A 23,666-nucleotide genomic window follows, 5' to 3' on the forward strand; every position below is an offset into this window, starting at 1 on the left:
TTGTGACAATGAACGTAGGAAAAAGCGGCCGCCCGCTCTGGAAGTCGCAGGCTCGTTTTGGCTCTACCTGAAAGCGTACCACAGGCGAGCCCCCAAAAAAAAAGCCCCGGATCGCTCCGGGGCCTTTGTGTCGCAACTGCGTCGCTCAGTACCGGTAATGATCCGACTTGTACGGGCCTTCCTGCTTCACGCCGATATAGTCGGCCTGGTCCTTGCGCAGCTCGGTGAGCTTGACGCCGATCTTGGCGAGGTGGAGGCGGGCCACCTTCTCGTCCAGCGACTTCGGCAGCACGTAGACTTCCTTCTTGTACTTGCCGTCCTTGTTGTTGGCGAACAGCTCGATCTGCGCCAGCGTCTGGTTGGTGAAGGACGCCGACATCACGAAGGACGGATGACCCATCGCGTTGCCGAGGTTCACCAAGCGCCCCTCCGACAGCAGGATGATGCGGTGCTTGTCGGGGAATTCGATCTCGTCGACCTGCGGCTTGATGTTGGTCCACTTCAGGTTACGCAGACCCGCGATCTGGATCTCGTTGTCGAAGTGACCGATGTTGCAGACGATGGCGCGATCCTTCATCGCGCGCATGTGCTCGATGGTGATGATGTCCTTGTTGCCGGTCGCGGTGACGAAGATGTCGGCACGGGGCGCCGCGTCTTCCATGGTCACGACCTCGTAGCCTTCCATCGCGGCCTGCAGCGCGCAGATCGGATCGACTTCCGACACCATGACGCGGCAGCCGGCCTGGCGCAGCGAGGCGGCCGAACCCTTGCCGACGTCGCCGAAGCCGGCGACCATCGCGACCTTGCCCGACATCATCACGTCGGTGCCGCGACGGATGCCGTCGACCAGCGATTCACGGCAGCCATAGAGGTTGTCGAACTTCGACTTGGTGACGCTGTCGTTGACGTTGATGGCGGGCCACAGCAGCGTGCCGGCCTTCTGCATGTCGTAGAGACGATGCACGCCCGTAGTGGTCTCTTCCGAAACGCCCTTGATGCTCTCGGCGATCGCGGCGAAGTAGCCCTTCGGCTTCTCCTTGAGCTGCTTCTTCAGCAGTGCGAAGAAGACTTCCTCTTCTTCAGAGCCGGGCTTGTCGAGGAAGGCGGTGTCACCCTTCTCGGCGCGCAGACCGAGATGAACGTACATCGTGGCGTCGCCGCCGTCGTCGAGGATCATGTTCGGGTAACCGCCGCCGTGCCAGTCGAACAGCTTGGCGGTGTAGTCCCAATATTCGGTCAGGCTCTCACCCTTGACGGCGAAGACGGGAATGCCGGCGGCCGCGATCGCGGCGGCAGCGTGATCCTGGGTCGAATAGATGTTGCAGGAGACCCAGCGAATGTCGGCGCCGAGCGCGGCCAGCGTCTCGATCAGCACGCCGGTCTGGATCGTCATGTGCAGCGAGCCGGCGATGCGCGCGCCCTTGAGCGGCTGCTTGGGGCCGTACTCCTCGCGGGTGGCCATCAGGCCGGGCATCTCGGTCTCGGCGAGCGAGAGCTCCTTGCGGCCGAAGTCGGCGAGCGAAATGTCCTTGACGATGTAATCGGTGAAGCCGGGCTTCGCGTTCATGGGAGGTTCCTGTTTGTTTGGCTCGTCGTTCCGGATCCGCGCGTGAAACGAGCGAACCCGGAACCCAGCAGTTCGAGATTCCGGGGACGCCGCTGTTGCGGCCCCCCGGAATGACGCAAGTGACTCAGAGCGCGCGCTTGAGCTGCTCGACGAGGTCGGTCTTCTCCCAGGAGAAGCCGCCCTCGTTGTCGGGCGTGCGGCCGAAATGGCCGTAGGCCGAGGTGCGCGCGTAGATCGGACGGTTGAGATCGAGATGGGTGCGGATGCCGCGGGGCGTCAGATCCATCGCCTCCGCCGCCGCCTTCTCGAGCTGCTCCTCCGGAACCTTACCGGTGCCGTGGGTGTCGATGTAGATCGACAGCGGACGCGCCACGCCGATGGCGTAGGCGAGCTGCAGCGTGCAACGGTCGGCAAGACCGGCGGCAACGATGTTCTTGGCGACGTAGCGCGCGGCATAGGCCGCGGAGCGGTCGACCTTGGTCGGATCCTTGCCGGAGAACGCGCCGCCGCCATGCGGAGCCGCGCCACCATAGGTGTCGACGATGATCTTGCGGCCGGTCAGGCCGGAATCGCCGTCTGGACCGCCGATGAAGAACTTGCCGGTCGGGTTGATGTGCCAGATCGTCTTCGGCGTGATCCAGTCCTTCGGCAGCGCCTCGCGCACATAGGGCTCGACGATGTCGCGGATCTGCTTGGACGAGATGTCCTCGACCAGATGCTGGTGCGACACCACGATCTCGCGCACGCCGACCGGCTTGCCGTTCTCGTACTGGACGGTGACCTGGCTCTTGGAGTCCGGACCGAGCACCTTCTCCTTGCCGGAGTGGCGGGCTTCGGAGATCAGGCGCAGGATCTTGTGGGCGTAGAAGATCGGCGCCGGCATCAGATCGGGCGTCTCGTTGGTGGCGTAACCGAACATGATGCCCTGGTCGCCAGCGCCCTCTTCCTTGACCTCGCCCGGCTGCAGCGCGTCGACGCCCTGGGCGATGTCGGCCGACTGCGGATGCAGGAGGATCTCGATGTCGCAGGTCTTCCAGTGGAAGCCTTCCTGCTCGTAGCCGATGTCCTTGATCGCGCCGCGGACGACGCCTTCGATCTGCTCGTTGGTCACCGACTTCGGACCGCGGGTCTCGCCGGCAATCACCACCTTGTTGGTGGTCGCGAGCGTCTCGCAGGCGGCGCGGATCTGCCAGGGGTCGATGCCGGCCTTCGGCCCTTCGCGGTAGAACAGATCGACGATCTCGTCGGAAATCCGGTCGCACACCTTGTCCGGATGACCCTCGGACACGGACTCGCTGGTGAAGAGATAGGACGCGCGCATCAGTAACCCCTTGTTCCGCCGCTAAGCCGGCGGGCGTTTGCGATATTTACCTGTGAATGAAGTCAATCACGCCGGCGCGAGATGACGTAGGATTCGTCGAGAAACCAGAGCCCATTGTACTTCCGCAGCACGTCCCTGGCGGCATCCAGAGTGCGGCCGTTTTGAGTCATTTCTGTCAACCGGTCGTCCTCAATCTGAGCGACATACACCGCCGCATTCCACGCTGCAAAGGCCGTCGAGGTTCCGATCGTCCCGGTTACCTCGTTGGGCAGCGCTTCCATATCATACCTGAAGATCGAGCGGTTATCCGCATAAGCATTAAAATTTAAGTCGCGGCCCAACGATCCGAGTTCATACTTAACGGCGCGCAATAGCTCATGACGGCTCACTGCGAAAGGATTTTCTCCGGGCCAGATCGCCTGGATCATTTCCATACCCGGATCCTGGCCATGGGAGTGGATTCCGATCAGCCGCCCTCCCGGCCGGAGCGCTTTTGCCAGAGGTGCGATGATCCGCTTGGCGCGGAAGTTGACCGAGGACAGGGCGCGGTAGGGCTGGGACGCGATGACGAGGTCGAAATTGGCCTCGGTCTGGCCCGGGCGCGGAATGGTCGAATCGAGCAGGAACCTGTGGTCCTCGCGATACAGCACCAGAACCACGGGCCGCTCATACAGCGGCATGGCGGTGCGCGGGCTGATCGCGGCACGCCAGTTCTGCTCCAGGAATGGCCGGAGCTCGGCGATCTGCTGCTCGAACTCGCCCGACGAGGCGCCCCGCAGCGGGACCTCGTGCCAGACCGTCGCAGCCGCCGCCGCGGGCGATGCCGGCGTCAGCCAGGGCGCCTCGGAGTAGAACATGTTGGTGAAGACGAACACCGACGCCGGATGCTCGAAAATGCGGTCCGGTACCTTCTCCAGCGTCAGGCGCAGGTCCTCGAGGCTGAGCTCCTTGCCAGCCACATAGAATGGCATATGCGGGTAGCGCTGATGTGTCGCGCGCAGCACCCGCGCCAGCACCGTGCCGTCGCCAACGCCGGCGTCGAACAGGCGCAGGGCCGGTGGGCGCGGATGGATCGAGGCGAGCTCCAGCGCCACCCGATCCGCAACCACCCGCTTTTCGCTGCAGGTGTGGACGAACAGCAGGTACTTCTGGCGGTTCTCGAAGAAGCGGAAATTGCCGCGCGGATCGCGCTTCTCGGGCGGCACCTGAAGTCCGCGCGGCGGCGGCACGCCGCCAGCCATCGAGGCCGCCATATAGGCCTGGATCCGCTCCAGCGTGTCGATGGTGATGCGCTTGCCCTCGCGCAGGCGGTGCACCAGCTTCCCATCGTTCACCGCACGCCGGCCGAACGTCGATTCCGCCATGTCCGCCTTGCGGCAGAACTCCGTGATCTGGCTCAGGATTTCGTCGTTCTTCATGGGTGGGACGCGGTGGGCAGGAGAGTTGGGACCCACCTCGTAGCAAAATCTGCCCACTCAGGGAATAGCGATTAAGGCTGCGTGCCCCGCCGCTTGTGCCATGCGCCCTGATGAACCCCTGCGCCCCGCCGGGCAACAAACACGCGCTTCACTGTTCTGATGGGGTCACCGCCATGCGCCGCCTGCTCGTCGCGCTCAGCCTGCTCGCCGCAACCCTGTGGTCCGCGCCCGCGGCCGCCCAGGCGCGCAATCAGCTTGGGCCGCTCTGCACCACCGACACGACACCGGCCGACAAGATGATCGATGCCTGCAACAAGATCATCGCGTTGAAGGTGTTTCGCGGCGAGCAGCTCGCGACGATCCATTTCTGGCGCGCGGTGGGCTGGAACAAGAAGGGCGACTATTCGAAAGTCATTACGGACGCCACCGAGGCGATCCGGCTGCAGCCGAGCCAGGCCGCCTACAATCTCAGAGGATCGGCCTATTACGACAAGGGCGACTACGAGATCGCGATCAGCGATTTCGACGACGCGCTGAAGCTCGGACCGCCCAGCGGCACCATCTTCCACAATCGGGCCAACGCATGGCGCGGCAAGCACGACTATGCCAAGGCCATCGCCGACTACGACTTGGCGATCAAGGCCGATCCGAAATCGGCATTCTCGTTCCAGAACCGCGGTATCTCGAAACAGGCGCTCGGCGATCTCGACGGTGCGCTCGCCGACATCAACCAGGCGATCCGGCTCGATCCGACACTGCCGCAGCCCTTGATCAACCGCACCGCGATCTGGCGCGCCAAGGGCGATCTCGATCGCGCCATCGCCGACGGCAGCGAGGCGATCCGGCTGGCGAAGGAGAAGCCGCCCGTCAACATCATGACGCCGCCGAACAGCGTGCTGATCTCCGGCTACACCCATCGCGCGCTGGCCTATGAAGCGAAGGGCGATTACGGCCGCGCGCGCGAAGACTACAATGCGACGCTGGCGATTGTGGCGTCCGACGCCGGCAGCAAGGCCAACCAGGCCACCGCAAAGGTTCGGCTGTCGCTGGTGACCGACGCCGCCGCGCCGATCCCGCGCGATGCGCCCTCACCCGCAACGCAGCCGACGACCACGCCTGCTCCGCAGCGGACCGACGCGGCACCGGCGCCCTCGCCCGGTCCGGCCGCTCGCGGCGCACGGATGGCGCTGATCATCGGCAACGGCGCCTACGTGCATGTGAAGCCCCTGCCCAACCCGGCCAACGACGCGCGCGCCGTTGCCAAGAGCCTGCGCGACATCGGCTTCACCGTGTCCGAGGGCGTCGATCTCGACCGCGCCGCGATGCAGAAGATGACGCGCGACTTCCTGCGCGAGGCGGCCCGTGCCCAGGTCGCGGTGGTCTATTATGCCGGCCACGGCGTGCAGGTCGACGGCCGCAACTACCTCATTCCCGTCGACGTCGCGCTCAAGCCGGGCGCGGGCATGACGGAAGCGATGATCGACATGGACACGATCATGGCCGGCCTCGACGACCAGGTCCGCACCAACATTCTGATCTTCGATGCCTGCCGCAACAATCCGATGGCGCAGCAGGTCGCATCCGCCGGCAGCAGCCGTGCCATCGAGGGCGCCTCGGGCCTCGCGGCGCCGACAAGCCTCGGCACGGGCGCAACGCTGGGCGCCGGCACATTGATCGCGTTCGCCACCGCACCGGGCCAGGTCGCGCTCGACGGTGAAGGCGCCAATTCGCCATTCTCCGCCGCGCTGTCGCGCCACCTCGGGACACCCGGGCTGGAAGTGCAGCAGATGCTGACCCGAGTGCGGGCGGAAGTGGTGTCGAGCACCCGGAACAAGCAGGTGCCGTGGTCGAACTCGTCGCTGCTGGGCGAGGTCTATCTGGCGGAGAAGTGAGGGCGGGTTTGTGTATGAGCACCGCTATCCGCAAAACCCGTAGCAGTCATCGCCCGGCTTGACCGGGCGATCCGGTATTCCAGAGACGCCGACGTGATACGGAGAGGCTGCGGCGTACTGGATTCCCCGCCTTCGCGGGGAATGACAGCAGCCGCGCGGTAAATCAGTTGCCCCACACTTCCTTCGCGATTTCGACCGCAAGGCTGAGCTTGGCCCATTGTTCTTCCTCGGAGAGGATGTTGCCCTCTTCCGTCGAGGCAAAGCCGCATTGCGGGGAGAGCGCGAGCTGCTCCAGCGGCGCGAACTTGGAGGCTTCTTCCAGACGGCGCTTGATGTCGTCCTTCTTCTCGAGCTCGCCGAACTTCGAGGTGATGACGCCGACCACGACGACCTTGTTGCCCTTGGGCAGGAAACGCAGGGGCTCGAAACCGCCGGCGCGGTCAGAGTCGTATTCGAGGAAGTAACCGTCGTAATTGGTGCCGGCGAGCATGGTCTCGGCCACGGGCTCGTAGCCGCCCGAGGAGATCCAGGTCGAGCGGAAATTGCCGCGGCAGACATGGGTCGTCACCACCATGTCGGCAGGCTTCTCGGCCAGCGCGTAGTTGATGATGCGCGCATAAATTTGCTGGAGGCCGTCCGGATTGTCGCCGCGCTCGCGCGCCTTCTGCAATTCGTCCTGCGAGCAGAGATAGGCCCACACGGTGTCGTCGAACTGGAGATAGCGGCAGCCGGCGTCGTAGAACGCCTTCACCGCCTTGCGATAGGTCTTGCCGAGGTCCTCGTAGAACGCGTCGAGATCGGGATAGACATCCTTGGAGATCGACTTGCGACCGCCGCGGAAGTGCAGCACCGCCGGCGAAGGGATCGTCATCTTGGCGGTGACGTGAGCCTGGTCGGCGTACTTCTTCAGGAAGCGGAAATGGTCGAGCATCGGGTGGTCGGCGGGGAAGTCGAGCTTGTCGATCACCCGCACAGCGTCGTGACGGGTTTGCACGCCGGCGAACTGGATGCCGGCATCAGGATGGAACAGCTCGCAGCCGGTGAGCTTGGCCAGGAAGTCGAAGTGCCACCAGGAGCGGCGGAATTCGCCGTCGGTCGCGAGCTTCAGGCCGATCGAGGCCTGCTTGTGCACGACTTTCTCGATCTCCATGTCCTCGATCTTGCGCAGATCGTCGGCCGAGATCTCGCCCTTCTCGAGCTTGGTGCGGGCCTCCTTGATCTTGGCCGGGCGCAGAAGGCTGCCGACCTCGTCGGCGCGGAAGGGGGCTTTGGTTCGCTGCATGTCTTACTCCCTGAAAATTTGGTCTAGTGGGCCGCCGCCCCGGCGACGCCGAGATGGCGTTCCAGAAGCGATGGGTCGGCCTTCAGTGCGGCGCTCGGGGCGTCGTGGACGATCGTTCCGCGCTCCAATATCACAACGCGGTCGGCGAGCCCCAGAATCTTTTGCGCATTCTGCTCGACGATGATCGAGCAGATGCCGCCCGCGCGGGTGATGGCGCCGATCGCCTTCAAGAGCTCCTCGACGATGATGGGGGCAAGGCCCTCGGTCGGCTCGTCCAGCAGCAGCACTTTCGGGTTCAGGGTCAGTGCGCGGCCGATCGCCAGCATCTGCTGCTCGCCGCCGGAGAGCTGGTTGCCGAAGTTGCTGCGTCGCTCCTTCAGCCGCGGGAACATCTCGTAGACCTTCTCGACCGTCCAGGGGCCCGGCTGGGCCACTGCGGTCATGTTCTCCTCGACGGTGAGCGAGCGGAAGATATTGCGCTCCTGCGGCACCCAGCCGATGCCGGCGCGCGCCCGCTGGTCGGGCCGGAGCGAAGTGACATCCGTGCCGGCGAGCGCGACGGTGCCGGAGAAGCGGCGAGTGACGCCGACGATGGAGTTGATCAGCGTGGTCTTGCCGGTGCCGTTACGGCCGAGCAGCGCCAGCACCTGCCCCTCGGCGAGCCGCAAGCTCATCTTCGGCAACACCACGGCCTCGCCATAGCCGGCGCGCAGGGATTCGATCGCGAGCAGGTCAGACATTGACCGCCTCCTCGCCGAGATAGACCGCCTTGACCTGCGGATCACGCGCGACCTGCTCGGGCGGACCCTCGGTCAGCAGCGCGCCGGAGACCAGCACCGAGATGCGGTCGGCAAAGGAAAAGACGAGGTCCATGTCGTGCTCGATCAAGAGCACCGTGACGTCGCGCGGCAGCGCGCCGACCACGGCGAGAATGTCATGGCGCTCGCTCTCGGGCACACCGGCGGCAGGCTCGTCGAGCAGCAGCACGCGCGGCTTGGCGGCGATCGCGACCGCGATCTCGAGCAGGCGCTGCTTGCCGTAGGGCAGCGTCACGGTCTGCTCGTTCATGACGTCGAGCAGATGGAAACGCGTCAGCAGCTCGGCGATCTCGCCATTGACGTTGCCGCGCGTCCCCATCCGCCGCCACCAGTCGCCGCCATGGCCGAGGCGCTCGGAGACGGCAAGACCGATGGTTTCGAGCGGGGTCAGGTCGGGATAGAGCTGGTTGATCTGGAAGGTGCGCGACAGGCCCCGCAGCACGCGCTTGTGCACAGGCAGATCGGTGATGTCCTGCCCTTCGAGCAGGATGCGGCCCGAATTCGGCTTCAGCACGCCGGTAAGCTGGTTGATGACCGTGGTCTTGCCGGCGCCGTTCGGGCCGATCAGCGCGTGGCGGGCGCCCTGCTCGACCCTCAGCGAGAGATCGCGGGTGACGCGCAGGCCACCAAACTGCTTTTCGAGATTTTGGGTTTCGAGCGCGATGGTCATGAATCGCTCTCCGGCACGGCGACGACCGCTTTACGGCCCGCGACCTGCTTGATGATCAGGTTCGGCACATAGAGCACCCAGCGATGCAGGCGCTGGCGGCCGACCAGCACGATCACGACCAGCACGAGGCCGATCCAGAACTGCCAGTATTGCGGAGTGATGGTGGAGAACAATTCCTGGAGCATGCGGAAGATCACCGCGCCGATCAGGCCGCCATAGAGATAGCCGGTGCCGCCGATGACGAGGACCAGCATGAGGTCGGCAGAGCGCTCGAAGGCGAAGACGTCGAGCGAGGCGATCGCGGTGGTCTGGGTGAACAGCGCGCCGGCAATGCCGGCATAAAACGCTGCCAGCGTATAGATCGCGATCAGACGGCGGTTGACGGGAATGCCAATGGCGGCGGCGCGCAGCGGATTGTTCTTGATGGCGCGCAGCGACAGGCCGAACGGCGAATGTACGACGCGGCGAGCGAACAGGAAGAGGAGGAACAGCACGGCAAGCGAGTAGAAGAAGCCGGCCTTGCCGAACATGTCGAACGGGATCTGGCCGAGGATCGGCTGCATCTCGATGCCCTGCAGGCCGTCGGTGCCGCCGGTGATGTTGGAGAAGCGTTCGGCCAGCGCTTCCAGCAGCAGCGCGATGCCGAGGGTCACCATCAGGCGCGTCAGGTCGACGCCTCGGATCACCAGGAAGCTGGTGGCAAAGCCGAGCACCATCGCGGCAAGGCCTGCGGCGATCAGCGCCAGCACAGGCTCGTTGACGATACCATGAAGCGCGAGCAGTCCCGCCGCATAGGCGCCGACGCCGAAGAAGGCGGCATGGCCGAGCGAGACGATGCCGGCATAGCCGAGGATCAGATCGAGCGACATCGCAAACAGCGCCAGCCGCAGGATGTCGGTCATGATCAGATAACGCGAGGGAAACGCGAAGCCGCAGGCCAGCACGACCAGCCAGAAGGCGACTTCGCCATAGTGCCAGCGCGCATGGCGCTGGGCGGAATAACCGACGTCGGAAGCAGCGTTCATCGGCGAACTCAACGCGCGGCCGTGCGGCCGAACAGGCCGTTCGGGCGCCAGATCAGGATCACGATCATCATGGTGTAGATCACGAACGGGCCCATCTTCGGCACGTAATATTTGCCGGCGACGTCGCCGATGCCGAGCAGGAGCGAGGCCAGGAACGGCCCGGTGATCGAGGAGGAGCCGCCGACGGTAACCACGATCAGGAAGTAGATCATGAATTTCAGCGGGAAGTAGGGATCGAGGCCGAGGATTTCGGCGCTGAGCGCGCCGCCGAGGCCGGCGAGCCCGCAACCGAAGGCAAAGGTGAAGGCGAACACCTGCGGCACGTTGATGCCGAGGCCGCTCGCGGCCCTGGGATCGTCGACCGCAGCGCGCAGGCGGCTGCCGAAACGGGTCTTGGCCAGCACCATCTGCAGGCCGACGGTCAGCAGGCCGCAAATCACGATGATCATCAGGCGGTAGCGGCCGATGCCGACGCCGAACAGGTCGAACTGCCCCTGAAGCGCGGCCGGCAGGTTGATGAAGACCCGCGAGGAGCCCTGGATGTAGTCCACGGCTGCGACCGACATGAAGGTCAGGCCGATGGTGAACAGCACCTGGTCGAGATGGCTGCGCGCATAGAGGTGGCGGTAGAGCGTGCGCTCGAGCGCGATGCCGATCGCCGCTGACGAGACGAAAGCGAGCGGCAGCGCTGCGAAGAACGGCCAGCCCATCCGGTTGACCAGCACCATGCAGACATAGCCGCCGGCCATGGCGAAGGCGCCATGAGCGAGATTTACGAAGTTCATCAATCCGAGCGTGACCGCGAGCCCGCAGGCGAGCACGAACAGCAGCATGCCGTAGGCAACGCCATCGAACAGGTTGGTGAGAATTGCGGTCATCGGGCGTTAGAAATCATCACAAGTGCAGCCACGGGCCATTCTGCGTTCCCTCCCCCGCTTGCGGGGGAGGGTTGGGGAGAGGGTGCCTCAACAACGAAGGCTCCTCCAGAGGAGAGAGCCCTCACCCGGCGCTTTGCGCCGACCTCTCCCGAAAGCGGGAGGGGTAAGCCGCGAGAGCCCCGGGATGACGCGCTTTCGCGCGTCACTTCTTGGTCTTGCCGAGATCCTTGACGGCTTCGAAGGTGGCGAACTCGACATTGTAGAGCTCGCCGTCGACCTTCTCGACCTTGCGGATGTAGATGTTCTGCACGATGTCACGGGTCTCGGGATCGATCGAGATCGGACCGCGCGGGCTCTCCCACTTCTGGCCCTTCATCGCCTCGATCAGCTTGTCGCCGTTGGTGTCGCCGTTGGTCTTCTTCAGCGCCTCGTAGATCAGGTGGATGCCGTCATAGCCGCTCACCGCCATGAAGCCCGGACGGTTGCCGAAGGCCTTCTTGTAGGCGGCGACGAAGTCCTTGTTCATCTGCGAGGGATGCGCCGCCGAGTAGAGATGCGCGGTGACCGTGCCGAGCACGGCATCGCCCATATTGTTGAGCAGGTCGTCGTCGGTGACGTCGCCCGGCCCAATCACCTTGATGCCGGCCTTGTCGAGGCCGCGCTCGGCATATTGCTTCATGAAGTTGCCGCCCTGGCCCGCCGGCACGAACACGAAGATCGCGTCCGGCTTGGCGTCCTTCATGCGCTGCAGGAACGGCGCGAAGTCGGGATTGGCGAGCGGCGTCTTGACCTCTTCGACCACCTCGCCGCCGCCCGCGGTGAAGGTCTGCTTGAAGAAGTTCAGCGCGTCATTGCCCGGCGCATAGTCGGAGGTCAGGGTCGCCACCTTCTTGATGCCGTTCTTGGCCGCCCAGTCGCCGATGATGGTCGAGGACTGCGCCAGCGTGAAGCTGGTGCGCACGATATAGGGCGAGCGCTCTGTGATGATGGAGGTGCCGGCCGCCATCACGACCTCCGGAATCTTGGCCTGCGTTGCGAGCGGGGCGGCCGCGAGTGCCGCCGGCGTCACGCCGAAGCCAGCGATGAAGTTGACCTTGTCGTTGACGATCAGCTCCTGCGCAGCGGTCTTGGTCTTGTCCGGGATTGCCGCGTCGTCCTTGAGGATGATCTCGATCTTCTTGCCGGCGACAGTGTCGCCCTTCTGCTGCATGTAGAGCTTGATCGCGTTCTCGATCTGCTTGCCGGTCGAGGCCTGGCCACCGGTCATCGGCAGGATCAGGCCGACCTTGACGCTGTCCTCGGCCTTGGCGGGCGCGATAGCCGCGAGGCTCGCGATGGCGGCCGCTGCCGCGGCGCGCGAAATAATCTTGTGTTCGAACATCAGATGTCCCTCCCCTTCATTCCTGACCTGTTGTGCGCCGGACCGAGTACCCGGTCCTTGCCGCGCTCTAACCTACGGACAAGCCATGCCGCACGGCCACATGGCGTCCTCTGCAACCCCGTTGTCAATCGGACGTTGGGCGACCATTCGGCGCAAGCCGCACGGGCCACCTCGACAACGGCAAGAACATATTTGTACGATCGTACAAATAAACTGGTCTTGTCAACGAAAATCCCTGCGCGGCCAGTCCGCGGGGTTTTCCGCTGCGCCACTTTAGGAAGTCCCTCGGCGGCGTGGATGGATAATTCCGCCTCTCATTTGCAGAATCTGAACATTCCAGGATCTGAACATTCCAGGACGCTTCGCCGTCAGCAGCACCGCGGCGCCCGCCGATTCTCCGCCCACTGAATACGTAATGTATACAGTATCAACAAAACAACGTCGCTCAAGCGCTGACGTACCCTACTATGGTACCGTAATGTATACAGGATAATCCACCCTCGAATAGGCCAATTTTACATATTGAGGATTAGAGTCCGCCGTTGGCGCCCATCCCGGGCGCACCTCACCCGCGCCCGATCGGGTCCGATCTAGAAGATGCCCATGCGTTTCCGTTCGCTTTCGATCGCTGCCGTCGTCGCCCTGCTGGCTTCCAACCTTGCAGGCTGCGGCACGGTCAACGAAAAACTCTCCGCCGGCATGGGCGACTCCATCCCGCAGTGGGCCGGCGGCCTGCCGGCCGACGCCCCGCCGCGGCCGGGCACGCCGCAATACGACGCCTACATGAAGGAACGCGAACGCAAGCGGCTGCTGCCGGCGGCGGATCGCGAGAAGGAAGAGCAGGCGCAGAAGGGGGCGACGGGAACGACGTCGGCTGGCGCGGTGCGGTAGGAGGCAAATGGCGACTAGGGAGTAGCGAATGAGGAAGCTCTCCCGCCTCCATTCGCCACTTCACCACTCCCTATTCGCTAATCCACGAACACCACGGTCTTGCGGCCGTTGAGAATGACGCGGTCGTCGAGATGGTAGCGGATCGCGCGGGCGAGCACGCGACGCTCGATGTCGCGGCCCTTGCGGACGAGATCCTCAGGCGTGTCGCGATGGCTGATGCGCTCGACGTCCTGGTCGATGATCGGACCTTCGTCGAGGTCGCGCGTGACATAATGCGCGGTCGCGCCGATCAGCTTGACGCCGCGCTCATGCGCCTGGTGATAGGGTTTCGCGCCCTTGAAACCGGGCAGGAACGAGTGGTGGATGTTGATGCAGCGGCCCGAGAGCTTGGCCGACAGATCATCCGAGAGAATCTGCATGTAGCGGGCGAGCACGACGAGATCGGTCTTCGTCTTGCCGACGAGGTCCATGATCTGCGCCTCCTGCTCGCGCTTGGTCTCCCTGGTGACCGGCAGATGGTGGAACGGGATGTCGCCAAAATCGAGCCCGGCATAGACCTCGCGCGGATGGTTGGAGACGATGCCAGTCAGCGTCATCGGCAATTCGCCGGTGCGCCAGCGATAGAGGATGTCGACCAGGCAGTGGTCGGACTTCGACACCAGCAGCATCACCTTGCGGTGCGCGGCGCGGTCGCGCATCTGCCATTCCATGCCGAAACGCTCGGCGATCGCCGCAAAGCCGGTCTGCAGCGCCGACAGTTCCACGGCAAGGTCGGCCGCGGTGAACACCACCCGCATGAAGAATTTCTTGGTCTCGATGTCGTCGAACTGCTGGGCGTCGAGAATGTTCTGTCCGTTGTGGGCGAGGAACGTCGACACCGCCGAGACGATGCCGGGCCGATCCGGACAGGACAAGGTCAGGACATATTGATGATCGGGCATGTTGATGAACAGACTTGGCTCTTGATGAAGCTTGTGCAGCGGAACGATCCGCGATTTGCACCTGCTCTAGCACCGACGCGACCCTTGCGCCAATCCCGGGCCAAGAGTCAGGATGAACGGACGATTGCGATTTATACCGGAGCATCCCCATGGCCGACCGCTTGAACGGCACCCGCATCCTCATCCTGGAAACACGCGAGGAAGCGCAGTTTTCCAAACTTCTGGCCGAGCAAGGTGCCGAGGTCGTGCAATGCCCGATGTTCACCATCCAGGATGCGCCCGACCCCACTCCGGTCGAGGCCTGGATCCGCCGCGCCGTTGACGAGCCCCTCGACGATCTCGTGCTGATGACCGGCGAGGGCCTGCGGCGGATCATGAAGCTTGCCCGCGCCCGCGGGCTCGATGCCGCCCTCGTCGCAGCGCTCGCCAAGACGCGGAAATTCACCCGCGGCCCGAAGCCCGGCAAGGCGCTGCGCGAGATCGGTCTGGACGCGCAGCAGATGACCGAGAAGCCGACCACCGAGGGCGTGATCGAGATGCTGGGCAAGCTCGATCTGAAGGGACGGCGCCTCGGCCTCCAGCTTTATCCGGACAAGGACCACAGCGCGCTGACCGGCGCACTCGCCGCGCAAGGCGCCGCGGTCGATAGCGTGCTGCCTTATGTCTACGACCCCGCGGCCGCGGATGCCAATATCGTCGCCGCCATCGACGACATGGCTGCGGGCCGGATCGATGCCCTCGCGCTGACCAATCTCGGCCAGGTCCGCCGCCTGATCGAGGCCGCGAAAGCGCATGGCAGCGAGGCCAAGCTGCGTGCCGGCCTCGAACGGACGCTGATTGCGTCGGTCGGCCCGGCGGTCTCCGGCGAGCTCGCCGCGCACGGCCTGCGCACGGACGTATCGCCGGCGGATGACGCCTATTTCATGCGTCCGCTGATCTCGGCGATGGCCACGGCTCTGGCAGAGCGGAAGCCGGCAACGACCAGATAGGAGCTGAGCGCGGGAGCGGCATGCAGCGGTTCTGATTGACACGCGCGTCCTCGGCCCTAGGTTGCCGGAAATGAAAAGAAACCACACGGGGCAGGGAATCGCCGTGACACGAGCCATCGCGCCTTGAGCACAGCCTTACGACCTTCTGCGCTCGCGCCGTTCCGCATCCGCAACTATCGCTTTCAATGGCCTTCCGATCTGCTCACCTCCTGGGCGTTCGAGGTCGAGACGCTGGTGCTCGGCTGGTACATCATGGTCGAGACCGGCTCGGTGCTGCTGCTGACCGTGCTTGCCTCGCTCCAGTTCGTCGGGACATTGGTCGCGCCGGTGTTCGGCATGATCGGCGACCGGATTGGCCACCGCGATCTCCTGGTCGTGATGCGACTTGCCTATACGGTGCTGTCGTCGACCATCATGGTTCTGGCGCTGAGCGGTCATCTGTCGCCGCTGAGCGTCATGATCATCGTCGCGATCATGGGCCTGATCCGCCCCTCGGATCTCGGCGTGCGTGGCGCGCTGCTCGCCGAGATCATGCCGGCCGAACAGCTGGTGGGCGCCATCAGCGTTGCGCGCACGACCCAGGACAGCGCGCGCATCGCCGGAGCGTTGACCGGCGCCGGGCTGTTCGCCGTCCTCGGCATCGGCTTCGTCTATGTGGCGATCGCCTGCCTCTACTTCACGGCCGCGCTTCTCATGCTCTGCCTGACCCGGCCGAAAAGAACCGTCACCACGAGCGATCTTCCCGCGAACAGCCACGCCGTTTCCCGGCTGTTCGGCGACCTCAAGGAGGGCATCGTCTACGCCTGGAACGGCCCGGGAATGCGCGCGGCGCTGTGCGTCGCGTTCCTGGCCAACCTCACCGCATTTCCCTTCACCGGCGGACTTCTGCCTTACATCGCGCGGGAGATCTTCCAGACCGATCAGACCGGCCTCGGCTATCTCTCGGCGAGCTTCGCCGTCGGCTCGCTGATCGGCTCCATCACGCTGAGCCTCGTCGGCGGGCTGCGCATCGCACGGCTTCTGATCGGCGCGACGCTGGCCTGGTACGCCATGCTGCTGATCTTCGTCGAGGTCAGGACCATGCCGGTGGCGATGTCCTGTCTCGTTCTCGCCGGTATCGCGCAGAGCATGTCGATGATCTCGGCGGCCGTGATCCTGATGCGGACCGCGAGTGCGCATCTGCGCGGCCGCGTCATGGGCGTGCGCATGATGGTGATCTACGGCCTGCCGCTCGGATTGCTCGCCGCCGGCAGCCTGATCGACGTCATCGGCTATTCCGCGACCGGCTCGCTCTATGCCGCCTCGGGCATCGTCGCGATGCTGGCGATCGCGATCCGCTGGCGGGCCGACCTCTGGCCGGTCCATGCCCCCGCCAATGCGCGGTGACTTGACCTTTTAATCCCCATACCCGCGCAGCCGCTCGATATCGAGGATGGTGACGCCGCCGTACTCCAGCCGCAGCAATCCCTCCTTCTCCAGCCGGTTCAGCGCGCGGTTGGCGTTCTGGCGGGACATGCCGGAGAGCGCGCCGATCTCCTCCTGGGTGATCTCCAGATGCGCGGTCGATTCCGGATAGAGGATCGGGTTGAACAGCGAGGCGATGCTGCGGGCGAGGCGCGCGGTGGCATCCAGCGTGCGGTTGACCTCGAGCATACCGATGAACTGGCCAAGTCGCTCGTTGAGCTGGCGCACCAGAAAGCGGTTGAAGCCGACGCTGTTCTCGAACAGCCACATGAAGGCGCTGCGTTCCATCAATGCGACGCGGCTGTCGCGCAGCGCGACCACGTCATAGCGCCGCGGCTCGTTCTTGAGCACGCTGCCCTCGCCGAACCAGGCCCCCGCCGTCAGCCCGGCCAGACTCGTCTCCTTGCCGTCCCGCGAGACCCCGCCCATGCGGGCAAGGCCTCCCACCATCCCGGCCCAATAGGCAAAGATGTCGCCGCGCATGAACACGGTCTCGCCGGTGCCGTAGGACCGCTCCGTGATGCCGGCGCGCGCGACCTCGATCTCCGCTTGCGTGAGCTCGCGCGACCAGGCCGCGACGCGCCTCAGATGATCTTCTGAAATCATGATGTCGCGGCCAGCCGCACCGTTTCGTCACTCCACCTTCTGTTGCATTGCAACATGATGATTCCGGTCGCCATCCGACGAAAGATGAAGGCCGCTGCCGCCCGGCAAACTTTGTCGCAGAATTGTCAGCCGGGAGACATTTCAAAATAGCTCTTTCCCCTATTGAGGACCACCTCGGGCGATGCGGCTTTTGATCCCTGCCGGGAACGAGAGCGGCGCGGCTCCGGTCGAGACCATCTGCTGCATGGCCTCACCGGCACCGCCGTACTAGGATCGCCGGGCAGGAACGGACGAAGAGCGCCGCTAAAAGGCGCCATCACCGGGAGGGATTCGTTTGGTGGCTACCAGTCTTGAAGTGCGCGGCGTGTCCTTGCGATTCGGCGGCGTCCGAGCGCTGACCGACGTCGGCTTCGCCATCAGGGAGGGCGAGCTGTTCTCGATCATCGGTCCCAACGGCGCCGGCAAGACCTCGATCGTGAACTGTATTTCCGGTCGCTACAAGCCGACCGAAGGCCAGCTGTTCTACCAGGGTAGCGACATCACCGGCCTGACGCCCAATGCTCGGGCCTCGCTCGGCATCGGCCGCACCTTCCAGAATCTCGCGCTGTTCCACCACATGAGCGTGCTCGACAACATCATGGTCGGGCGCCATCACCTCTTGAAGAACAACTTCCTCACCGGCTCGCTGTACTGGCTCACCGGCGCGCGCAAGGAGGAGCTCGAGCACCGCCGCAAGGTCGAGGAGATCATCGACTTCCTCGACCTCCAGTCGGTGCGAAAGGCCACCGCCGGTACCCTCTCCTACGGCCTGCGCAAGCGCGTGGAGCTCGCGCGCGCCATGGCGCTGGAGCCGCGCCTCATCCTCCTCGACGAGCCGATGGCCGGCATGAACTTCGAGGAGAAGGAGGACATGGCCCGCTACATCGTCGATCTCAACGAGGAATTCGGGATGACGGTGGTGATGATCGAACACGACATGGGCGTGGTGATGGACATCTCCCACCGCGTCATGGTGCTGGATTTCGGCAAGAAGATCGCCGAAGGCGATCCAGCCGCGGTCCTCGCCGATCCCCACGTCCGGCGCGCCTATCTCGGCGAGGAGGACGAGGTGCTGGTCGATCCCGACGACAAGCCCGCCGCCCCGGAGTGCGCGGCATGATGGATTATGCAGGGCGCGTCGCCCAGGCCGACACCTATCCCAAGCTGCTCCGGCTCAACGCGAAGGAGCACGGCAACGAGATCGCCTTGCGCGAAAAGGACCTCGGGCTCTGGCGCGTGTTCACCTGGAACGATTACCAGACGCGCGTGCGAGACTTCGCGCTCGGTCTCGTCGAGATGGGCCTTGGCCGCGGCGACGTCATCGGCATCATCGGCGACAACCGGCCGGACTGGGTCGCGGCGGAAGTGGCGACGCACGCCATCGGCGGCCTCAGCCTCGGACTTTACCGCGACGTGCTCGACGAGGAGGCCTCCTATCTCCTCAATTATGGCGAGGCGCAGTTGGTCTTCGCCGAGGACGAGGAGCAGGTCGACAAGCTGCTGGCGCTGGCCGAGCGCGCGCCGAAGCTGCGGCACATCATCTATTCGGATCCGCGCGGGATGCGGAAATACGACGATCCCAGACTGATGTCGGCGGAAAAATTCGCCGAGCTCGGCCGCGCGCGGGCCACTCGGGAGCCGGAGCTCTACGACAGGCTGGTCGATGCCACCAAGGGCGAGGACGTCGCGATCCTCTGCACCACGTCGGGCACCACCTCTCATCCCAAGCTCGCGATGCTCGCCGCCGGCCGCGTGCTCGGCCATTGCGCGACCTATCTTGCCTTCGACCCCAAGGGACCGGACGACGAATACGTCTCGGTGCTGCCGCTGCCGTGGATCATGGAACAGGTCTACGTGCTCGGCAAAGGTCTCTTGTGCCGGATGAAGATCAACTTCGTCGAAGAGCCCGACACGATGATGAACGATCTGCGCGAGATCGCGCCGACATTCGTGCTCTTTGCCCCACGGGTCTGGGAATCCATCGCCGCCGACGTCCGCGCCAGGGTCATGGACGCCACGCCCTTGAAGCAGCGCATGTTCGATGTCGGCATGAAGTCGGGTCTGGCCGCACTCGCGCACGGCAAGCGCTCGGGCCTTGCCGACGCGATCCTGTTCCGCGCGCTGCGCGACCGGCTCGGTTTCACCCGCCTGCGCTCGGCCGCCACCGGCGGCGCGGCGCTCGGCCCCGAAACCTTCAAGTTCTTCCAGGCCATGGGCGTGCCGCTGCGCACGCTGTACGGCCAGACGGAACTGCTCGGTGCCTACACGCTGCATCCCGAGGGCAAGGTCGATCCAGACACCACCGGCGTGCCGATGGCCGACAGCATCGAGATCCGCATCGACAATGCCGACGTTCACGGCGTCGGCGAGATCGTGGTGCGGCATCCCAACATGTTCCTGGGCTACTACAAGAACCCGGAAGCGAGCGTCGCAGACATCAAGGACGGCTGGATGCTGTCGGGCGATGCCGGCTATTTCAACGCCAACCAGCAGCTCGTCGTCATCGATCGCATCAAGGACCTCGCCGAGACCTCGCGCGGCGAGCGCTTCTCGCCGCAATTCATCGAGAACAAGCTGAAATTCTCGCCCTATATCGCCGAAGCCGTGGTGCTGGGCGCCGGCCGCGACGCGCTCGCGGCGATGATCTGCATCCGCTACTCCATCATCTCGAAATGGGCGGAGAAGAACCGCCTCTCCTTCACCACCTACAGCGACCTGGCCTCGCGGCCCGAGGTCTACAAGTTGCTGCAGAAGGAGGTCGAGACCGTCAACGCCACGCTGCCGCCGGCGCAGCGCATCTCGCGCTTCCTCTTGCTCTACAAGGAGCTCGACGCCGACGACGGCGAACTCACCCGCACGAGAAAGGTGCGCCGCAGCGTCATCAACGAGAAATACGCCGGCATCATCGACGCCATCTACCGCGGCGATGCCGACATCCCCGTCGACACCGTGATCCGTTTTCAGGACGGCACCACGCAACGCGTCCGGACGACGCTGCGCGTGGTGGATCTGGGTGTGCATGGACACATGGCGGAGGCTGCGGAGTGATACAAAAGGTCGTCATGCGCGGGCTTGATCCGCGCATCCATCCACTTCCGAACACGCTTTTTTCCGCATCGATGGATTGCCGGATCAAGCCCGACAATGACGAGTTGGGTCAATCGACATGAACACCGCCTTCCTCATCCAGCTCCTGGTCAACGGCCTCGTGGTCGGCACGCTCTATGGCGTGGTCGCGATGTCGTTCGTGCTGATCTACAAGGCGACGCAGGTCGTCAATTTCGCGCAAGGCGAGTTGCTGCTGGTCGGCGCCTGGGTGTGCTGGGCGCTGCTGGCAAAATACCAGGTGCCGTTCTGGATCGGCATGCCGATGACGCTCGTGTTCATGTTCGTGTTCGGCATCGCAGTGCAGGTGCTGATCCTCAGACCGATGATCGGCGAGCCCATCATCTCGGTGATCATGGTGACGATCGGCCTCTCCACCGTGCTGCAGGCGACACTGAAATGGATGTTCGGCGTCAACCCGCAGCCGTTCCCGCGCGTGTTCGAGAGCCAGTCGGTCAGCCTGCTCGGCCTCCAGATCCAGACCGTGTATGTCATGAGCCTCGTGGTCTCGGTCGCCATGATGATCGGCATGGCCTGGTTCTTCCGCGCGTCCAAATACGGCCTTGCGATGCGCGCCACCGCGTTCAACCAGCAGGTCGCACAGTCGCTCGGCATTTCCGTGAAAAGCGTGTTCGCGATGGCCTGGGCGATCTCGGCCACCGTGTCGGCGGTCGCAGGTGTCGTCGTCGCCGTCGTGAACGGCGTGTCCTCGGGCCTTGCCGCCTACGGCATCAAGGTATTTCCGGCGGCGATCCTCGGCGGTCTCGACTCCGTCGGCGGCGCCGTGCTCGGCGGCATCATCATCGGCCTGCTCGAGAACGTCGCGCAATATGTCGACAGCGAGTACCTGCACTGGGGCAACCTCTACGAGATCGCGCCGTTCTACGTCCTCATCATCGTGCTGATGATCAAGCCTTACGGGCTGTTCGGCACCCACGACATCGAACGGATCTGACCCATGGCCGGCCCTGCCCTGATTCCTGCTGGTGATTTCCGCATCTCCTACGCGGCCGACACCACGATCTTCCCGACGACCACGAGCCGCAACTTCGCGATTCTCGGCGTTGCGCTACTGTGCCTCGCGCCGCAATTCTTCAGCGGATACTGGCTCAGCATCCTGATCCAGATCGGCATCTTCTCGATCGCGGCGCTCGGCCTCAACATCCTGGTCGGCTTCACCGGCCAGATCTCGATCGGGCATGCCGCCTTCTTCCTGCTCGGAGCCTTCACCTCCGCCTACATCTCCAACAACGCGCCGATCCCGGTGTTCTTCGCGATCCCGCTTGCCGGTGTGGTCACCGCGCTTGTCGGCCTGATCTTCGGCATCCCGGCGGCGCGGCTGAAAGGGCTCTATCTCGTCATCGCGACGCTGGCCGCGCAATACATCCTGCTCGATTTCTTCTCCCGCGCGGAGTGGTTCACGGGCGGCTCGGTGCCGGCGAGCGCGAATCCGTTCTCGATCTTCGGATACACGCTGCGGGGCGACCGGCAGTATTTCTACGTCGTGCTGGCTTACGTGCTCTTGAGCTACATTCTCGTCACCAATCTGATACGCACGCGCGACGGCCGCGCGCTGGTGGCGATCCGCGATCATTATCTCTCCGCCGAGATCATGGGCATCAACCTGACGAAATACCGCACGCTGTCGTTCGGCCTCGCCGCCTTCTTCGCCGGCATCGCCGGCGCGCTCTACGCGCACTATCAGCTCGTGGTGTCGCAGGAGGGTTTCGGCATCGAACGCTCGATCCTGTTCTTGGCCATGATCATCATCGGCGGCACCGGCTCGGTGATGGGCACGCTGATGGGCACCGCCTTCGTGGTGCTGCTGCCGGAGTCCATGGAATTCATCAGCCTGTACCTGAAGGGAGGCGCAATCGACAAGGCGCTGTCGCTCAACACCAACATCACCTTCCTGCGCGAGATCGCGATCGGAGTGATCATCATCGCGTTCCTGATGTTCGAGCCTGACGGGCTCGCGCATCGCTGGCGGCAGATCAAGGCGTACTGGAAACTCTACCCGTTCTCGCATTGAGCGCGGGCAACCAACTTCACTTAAACAATAAACAGGAGGACCCGACCCATGACGATGAAGTCCCTTTTGAGCAGCGCATCGCTCGCGATCGCGATCGCCGCGTTTTCGGCCGGCGCGCAGGCGCAGATCGCGATCGGCCATCTCGCCGACTATTCCGGCGGCACCTCCGACGTCGGCACCCCCTATGGCCAGGCCGTCGCCGACACCTTCGCCTGGGTCAACAAGAACGGCGGCGTCGGCGGCAAGCAGCTCAACGTCGACACCAACGACTACGGCTACCAGGTGCCGCGCGCGATCGCGCTGTACAAGAAGTGGTCGGCGCCGGACAGCAAGGTCGCCGCGATCATGGGCTGGGGCACCGCCGACACCGAGGCACTGACCGGCTTCCTCGCCCAGGACAAAATTCCCGACATGTCCGGCTCCTATGCCGCCGCCCTCACCGATCCCGAAGGCGTCAGCGGCAAGGCCAAGCCCGCGCCCTACAATTTCTTCTACGGCCCGAGCTATTCGGACTCGCTGCGCGCGATGTTGATGTGGGCCGCCGAGGACTGGAAGGCCAAGGGCAAGTCCGGCAAGCCGAAATTCGTGCACATGGGCGCCAACCATCCCTACCCGAACGCGCCGAAGGCCGCCGGCGAAGCGATGGCGCAGGAGCTCGGCTTCGAAGTGCTGCCGCCGCTGGTGTTCGCGCTCGCGCCGGGTGACTACAGCGCGCAGTGCCTGAGCCTGAAATCGTCGGGCGCCAACTACGCCTATCTCGGCAACACCGCCGCATCCAACATCTCGGTGATGAAGGCCTGCAAGACCGCCGGCGTCGAGATCCAGTTCATGGGCAACGTCTGGGGCATGGACGAGAACGCCGCCAAGACGGCGGGCGACGCCGCCAACGGCGTGATCTTCCCCTTGCGCACCGCGGTGAGCTGGGGCGGCGATGCGCCCGGCATGAAGACGGTGATGGAGATCTCCAAGATGTCCGACGCCAGCGGCAAGGTCTATCGTCCCGTGCACTACGTCGCAGCCGTCTGCTCGGCGCTGTACATGAAGGAAGCGATCGACTGGGCCGCCAAGAACGGCGGCGCCACCGGTGAGAACGTCGCGAAGGGTTTCTACCAGAAGAAGGATTGGGTGCCGGCCGGAATGGAAGGCGTCTGCAACCCCTCGACCTGGACCGACAAGGACCATCGCGGCACGCTGAAGGTCGATCTCTATCGCACCAAGATCTCGGGCGCGACCGACGGCGACCTCAACGATCTCATGGCCAAGGGCACGATCAAGCTCGAAAAGGTCAAGACCGTCGAGCTGCCGCGCAAGGCTGAGCTGCTGGGCTGGTGAGCTTAGCTCTCACCA

General features: G+C 64.4%; 20 protein-coding genes. 9 read left to right on the forward strand and 11 right to left on the reverse strand.

Going from position 1 to position 23,666, the window contains the following annotated elements; genetic code table 11:
- Nucleotides 1–145: 145 nt before the first annotated feature.
- The 3 genes from ahcY to TSA1_RS17010 all read right to left on the reverse strand — a co-directional run bounded on the left by ahcY (nt 146) and on the right by TSA1_RS17010 (nt 4,306).
- Nucleotides 146–1,567: an adenosylhomocysteinase gene (gene ahcY, locus TSA1_RS17000; protein ID WP_100177364.1), complete on the reverse strand. Its 1,422-nt coding sequence runs from the start codon at nt 1,565–1,567 to the stop codon at nt 146–148.
- Nucleotides 1,568–1,691: 124 nt separating this feature from the next.
- Entirely contained in the window at nt 1,692–2,888 is a 1,197-nt protein-coding gene (metK, locus tag TSA1_RS17005) for a methionine adenosyltransferase (protein WP_100177365.1), read from the reverse strand.
- A gap of 62 nt (nt 2,889–2,950) precedes the next feature.
- The gene (locus TSA1_RS17010) at nt 2,951–4,306 is read right to left on the reverse strand and encodes a hypothetical protein (protein WP_100177366.1); all 1,356 of its coding nucleotides are present in this window, start codon (nt 4,304–4,306) and stop codon (nt 2,951–2,953) included.
- A gap of 173 nt (nt 4,307–4,479) precedes the next feature.
- Here TSA1_RS17010 and TSA1_RS17015 point away from each other — a divergent pair, with 173 nt between their 5' ends.
- Nucleotides 4,480–6,198 carry a caspase family protein gene (locus TSA1_RS17015; protein WP_100177367.1) on the forward strand — a complete coding sequence of 573 codons (1,719 nt, stop codon included), beginning with the start codon at nt 4,480–4,482 and terminating at the stop codon, nt 6,196–6,198.
- A 163-nt stretch (nt 6,199–6,361) separates the two neighbouring features.
- On the opposite strand, the gene TSA1_RS17025 is transcribed toward TSA1_RS17015, so the two are convergent.
- From TSA1_RS17025 to TSA1_RS17050, 6 genes are all read right to left on the reverse strand, one after another.
- The gene (locus TSA1_RS17025; RefSeq protein WP_100177369.1) at nt 6,362–7,480 is read right to left on the reverse strand and encodes a cobalamin-independent methionine synthase II family protein; all 1,119 of its coding nucleotides are present in this window, start codon (nt 7,478–7,480) and stop codon (nt 6,362–6,364) included.
- Nucleotides 7,481–7,503: 23 nt separating this feature from the next.
- Nucleotides 7,504–8,220 carry an ABC transporter ATP-binding protein gene (locus TSA1_RS17030; RefSeq protein WP_100177370.1) on the reverse strand — a complete coding sequence of 239 codons (717 nt, stop codon included), beginning with the start codon at nt 8,218–8,220 and terminating at the stop codon, nt 7,504–7,506.
- Entirely contained in the window at nt 8,213–8,968 is a 756-nt protein-coding gene (locus tag TSA1_RS17035; RefSeq protein WP_100177371.1) for an ABC transporter ATP-binding protein, read from the reverse strand. Before TSA1_RS17035 ends, TSA1_RS17030 begins: the two co-directional genes overlap by 8 nt.
- On the reverse strand, nt 8,965–9,993 hold the full coding sequence (locus TSA1_RS17040; protein WP_100177372.1) for a branched-chain amino acid ABC transporter permease: 1,029 nt from the start codon (nt 9,991–9,993) through the stop codon (nt 8,965–8,967). Before TSA1_RS17040 ends, TSA1_RS17035 begins: the two co-directional genes overlap by 4 nt.
- 8 nt (nt 9,994–10,001) lie before the next feature.
- Entirely contained in the window at nt 10,002–10,871 is an 870-nt protein-coding gene (locus TSA1_RS17045) for a branched-chain amino acid ABC transporter permease (RefSeq protein ID WP_100177373.1), read from the reverse strand.
- A gap of 202 nt (nt 10,872–11,073) precedes the next feature.
- A complete protein-coding gene (locus tag TSA1_RS17050) occupies nt 11,074–12,252 on the reverse strand; it encodes an ABC transporter substrate-binding protein (protein WP_100177374.1) in 1,179 nt (392 codons plus the stop codon).
- 597 nt (nt 12,253–12,849) lie between these two features.
- Between TSA1_RS17050 and TSA1_RS17055 the strand changes: the two genes are divergently transcribed.
- Nucleotides 12,850–13,143 carry a hypothetical protein gene (locus TSA1_RS17055; protein WP_100177375.1) on the forward strand — a complete coding sequence of 98 codons (294 nt, stop codon included), beginning with the start codon at nt 12,850–12,852 and terminating at the stop codon, nt 13,141–13,143.
- 77 nt (nt 13,144–13,220) lie between these two features.
- Here TSA1_RS17055 and purU read toward each other — a convergent pair whose 3' ends face one another.
- Nucleotides 13,221–14,084, reverse strand: a complete 864-nt coding sequence (gene purU, locus TSA1_RS17060; RefSeq protein ID WP_100177376.1) for a formyltetrahydrofolate deformylase — start codon at nt 14,082–14,084, stop codon at nt 13,221–13,223.
- A 149-nt stretch (nt 14,085–14,233) separates the two neighbouring features.
- On the opposite strand from purU, the gene TSA1_RS17065 reads away from it, so the two are divergent.
- Both TSA1_RS17065 and TSA1_RS17070 read left to right on the forward strand, forming a co-directional pair.
- Nucleotides 14,234–15,073 carry a uroporphyrinogen-III synthase gene (locus tag TSA1_RS17065; protein ID WP_100177377.1) on the forward strand — a complete coding sequence of 280 codons (840 nt, stop codon included), beginning with the start codon at nt 14,234–14,236 and terminating at the stop codon, nt 15,071–15,073.
- 123 nt (nt 15,074–15,196) lie between these two features.
- Complete coding sequence (locus TSA1_RS17070; RefSeq protein WP_100177378.1) at nt 15,197–16,459, forward strand: MFS transporter; 1,263 nt, start codon at nt 15,197–15,199, stop codon at nt 16,457–16,459.
- 9 nt (nt 16,460–16,468) lie between these two features.
- On the opposite strand, the gene TSA1_RS17075 is transcribed toward TSA1_RS17070, so the two are convergent.
- Nucleotides 16,469–17,143 carry a Crp/Fnr family transcriptional regulator gene (locus tag TSA1_RS17075; protein WP_100177379.1) on the reverse strand — a complete coding sequence of 225 codons (675 nt, stop codon included), beginning with the start codon at nt 17,141–17,143 and terminating at the stop codon, nt 16,469–16,471.
- A gap of 337 nt (nt 17,144–17,480) precedes the next feature.
- Between TSA1_RS17075 and TSA1_RS17080 the strand changes: the two genes are divergently transcribed.
- The 5 genes from TSA1_RS17080 to TSA1_RS17100 all read left to right on the forward strand — a co-directional run bounded on the left by TSA1_RS17080 (nt 17,481) and on the right by TSA1_RS17100 (nt 23,651).
- On the forward strand, nt 17,481–18,302 hold the full coding sequence (locus TSA1_RS17080; protein ID WP_100181175.1) for an ABC transporter ATP-binding protein: 822 nt from the start codon (nt 17,481–17,483) through the stop codon (nt 18,300–18,302).
- Entirely contained in the window at nt 18,299–20,230 is a 1,932-nt protein-coding gene (locus TSA1_RS17085) for a long-chain fatty acid--CoA ligase (protein WP_100181176.1), read from the forward strand. The genes TSA1_RS17080 and TSA1_RS17085 overlap by 4 nt, the downstream gene beginning before the upstream one ends.
- Before the next feature lie 118 nt (nt 20,231–20,348).
- Nucleotides 20,349–21,242 (forward strand): branched-chain amino acid ABC transporter permease, encoded by an 894-nt coding sequence (locus tag TSA1_RS17090; protein WP_018317428.1) that lies wholly within the window; start codon nt 20,349–20,351, stop codon nt 21,240–21,242.
- Nucleotides 21,243–21,245: 3 nt separating this feature from the next.
- Nucleotides 21,246–22,319 carry a branched-chain amino acid ABC transporter permease gene (locus tag TSA1_RS17095; protein WP_100177380.1) on the forward strand — a complete coding sequence of 358 codons (1,074 nt, stop codon included), beginning with the start codon at nt 21,246–21,248 and terminating at the stop codon, nt 22,317–22,319.
- A 48-nt stretch (nt 22,320–22,367) separates the two neighbouring features.
- Nucleotides 22,368–23,651, forward strand: coding sequence for an ABC transporter substrate-binding protein (locus TSA1_RS17100; protein ID WP_100177381.1), 1,284 nt, complete (start codon nt 22,368–22,370; stop codon nt 23,649–23,651).
- Nucleotides 23,652–23,666: the final 15 nt, after the last annotated feature.

It is taken from the genome of Bradyrhizobium nitroreducens, from assembly GCF_002776695.1.
GTDB classification, from domain to species: Bacteria; Pseudomonadota; Alphaproteobacteria; order Rhizobiales; family Xanthobacteraceae; genus Bradyrhizobium; species Bradyrhizobium nitroreducens.

Bases quoted from the DNA above. Each gene is read 5' to 3' on its own strand.
- TSA1_RS17010 (WP_100177366.1), bottom strand. From the start codon at position 4,306: ATGAAGAACGACGAAATCCTGAGCCAGATCACGGAGTTCTGCCGCAAG.
- TSA1_RS17015 (WP_100177367.1), top strand. From the start codon at position 4,480: ATGCGCCGCCTGCTCGTCGCGCTCAGCCTGCTCGCCGCAACCCTGTGG.
- TSA1_RS17045 (WP_100177373.1), bottom strand. From the start codon at position 10,871: ATGACCGCAATTCTCACCAACCTGTTCGATGGCGTTGCCTACGGCATG.
- TSA1_RS17040 (WP_100177372.1), bottom strand. From the start codon at position 9,993: ATGAACGCTGCTTCCGACGTCGGTTATTCCGCCCAGCGCCATGCGCGC.
- TSA1_RS17055 (WP_100177375.1), top strand. From the start codon at position 12,850: ATGCCCATGCGTTTCCGTTCGCTTTCGATCGCTGCCGTCGTCGCCCTG.
- ahcY (WP_100177364.1), bottom strand. From the start codon at position 1,567: ATGAACGCGAAGCCCGGCTTCACCGATTACATCGTCAAGGACATTTCG.
- TSA1_RS17090 (WP_018317428.1), top strand. From the start codon at position 20,349: ATGAACACCGCCTTCCTCATCCAGCTCCTGGTCAACGGCCTCGTGGTC.
- TSA1_RS17085 (WP_100181176.1), top strand. From the start codon at position 18,299: ATGATGGATTATGCAGGGCGCGTCGCCCAGGCCGACACCTATCCCAAG.
- TSA1_RS17050 (WP_100177374.1), bottom strand. From the start codon at position 12,252: ATGTTCGAACACAAGATTATTTCGCGCGCCGCGGCAGCGGCCGCCATC.
- TSA1_RS17065 (WP_100177377.1), top strand. From the start codon at position 14,234: ATGGCCGACCGCTTGAACGGCACCCGCATCCTCATCCTGGAAACACGC.
- TSA1_RS17095 (WP_100177380.1), top strand. From the start codon at position 21,246: ATGGCCGGCCCTGCCCTGATTCCTGCTGGTGATTTCCGCATCTCCTAC.
- TSA1_RS17035 (WP_100177371.1), bottom strand. From the start codon at position 8,968: ATGACCATCGCGCTCGAAACCCAAAATCTCGAAAAGCAGTTTGGTGGC.
- TSA1_RS17025 (WP_100177369.1), bottom strand. From the start codon at position 7,480: ATGCAGCGAACCAAAGCCCCCTTCCGCGCCGACGAGGTCGGCAGCCTT.
- purU (WP_100177376.1), bottom strand. From the start codon at position 14,084: ATGCCCGATCATCAATATGTCCTGACCTTGTCCTGTCCGGATCGGCCC.
- TSA1_RS17075 (WP_100177379.1), bottom strand. From the start codon at position 17,143: ATGATTTCAGAAGATCATCTGAGGCGCGTCGCGGCCTGGTCGCGCGAG.
- metK (WP_100177365.1), bottom strand. From the start codon at position 2,888: ATGCGCGCGTCCTATCTCTTCACCAGCGAGTCCGTGTCCGAGGGTCAT.
- TSA1_RS17030 (WP_100177370.1), bottom strand. From the start codon at position 8,220: ATGTCTGACCTGCTCGCGATCGAATCCCTGCGCGCCGGCTATGGCGAG.
- TSA1_RS17100 (WP_100177381.1), top strand. From the start codon at position 22,368: ATGACGATGAAGTCCCTTTTGAGCAGCGCATCGCTCGCGATCGCGATC.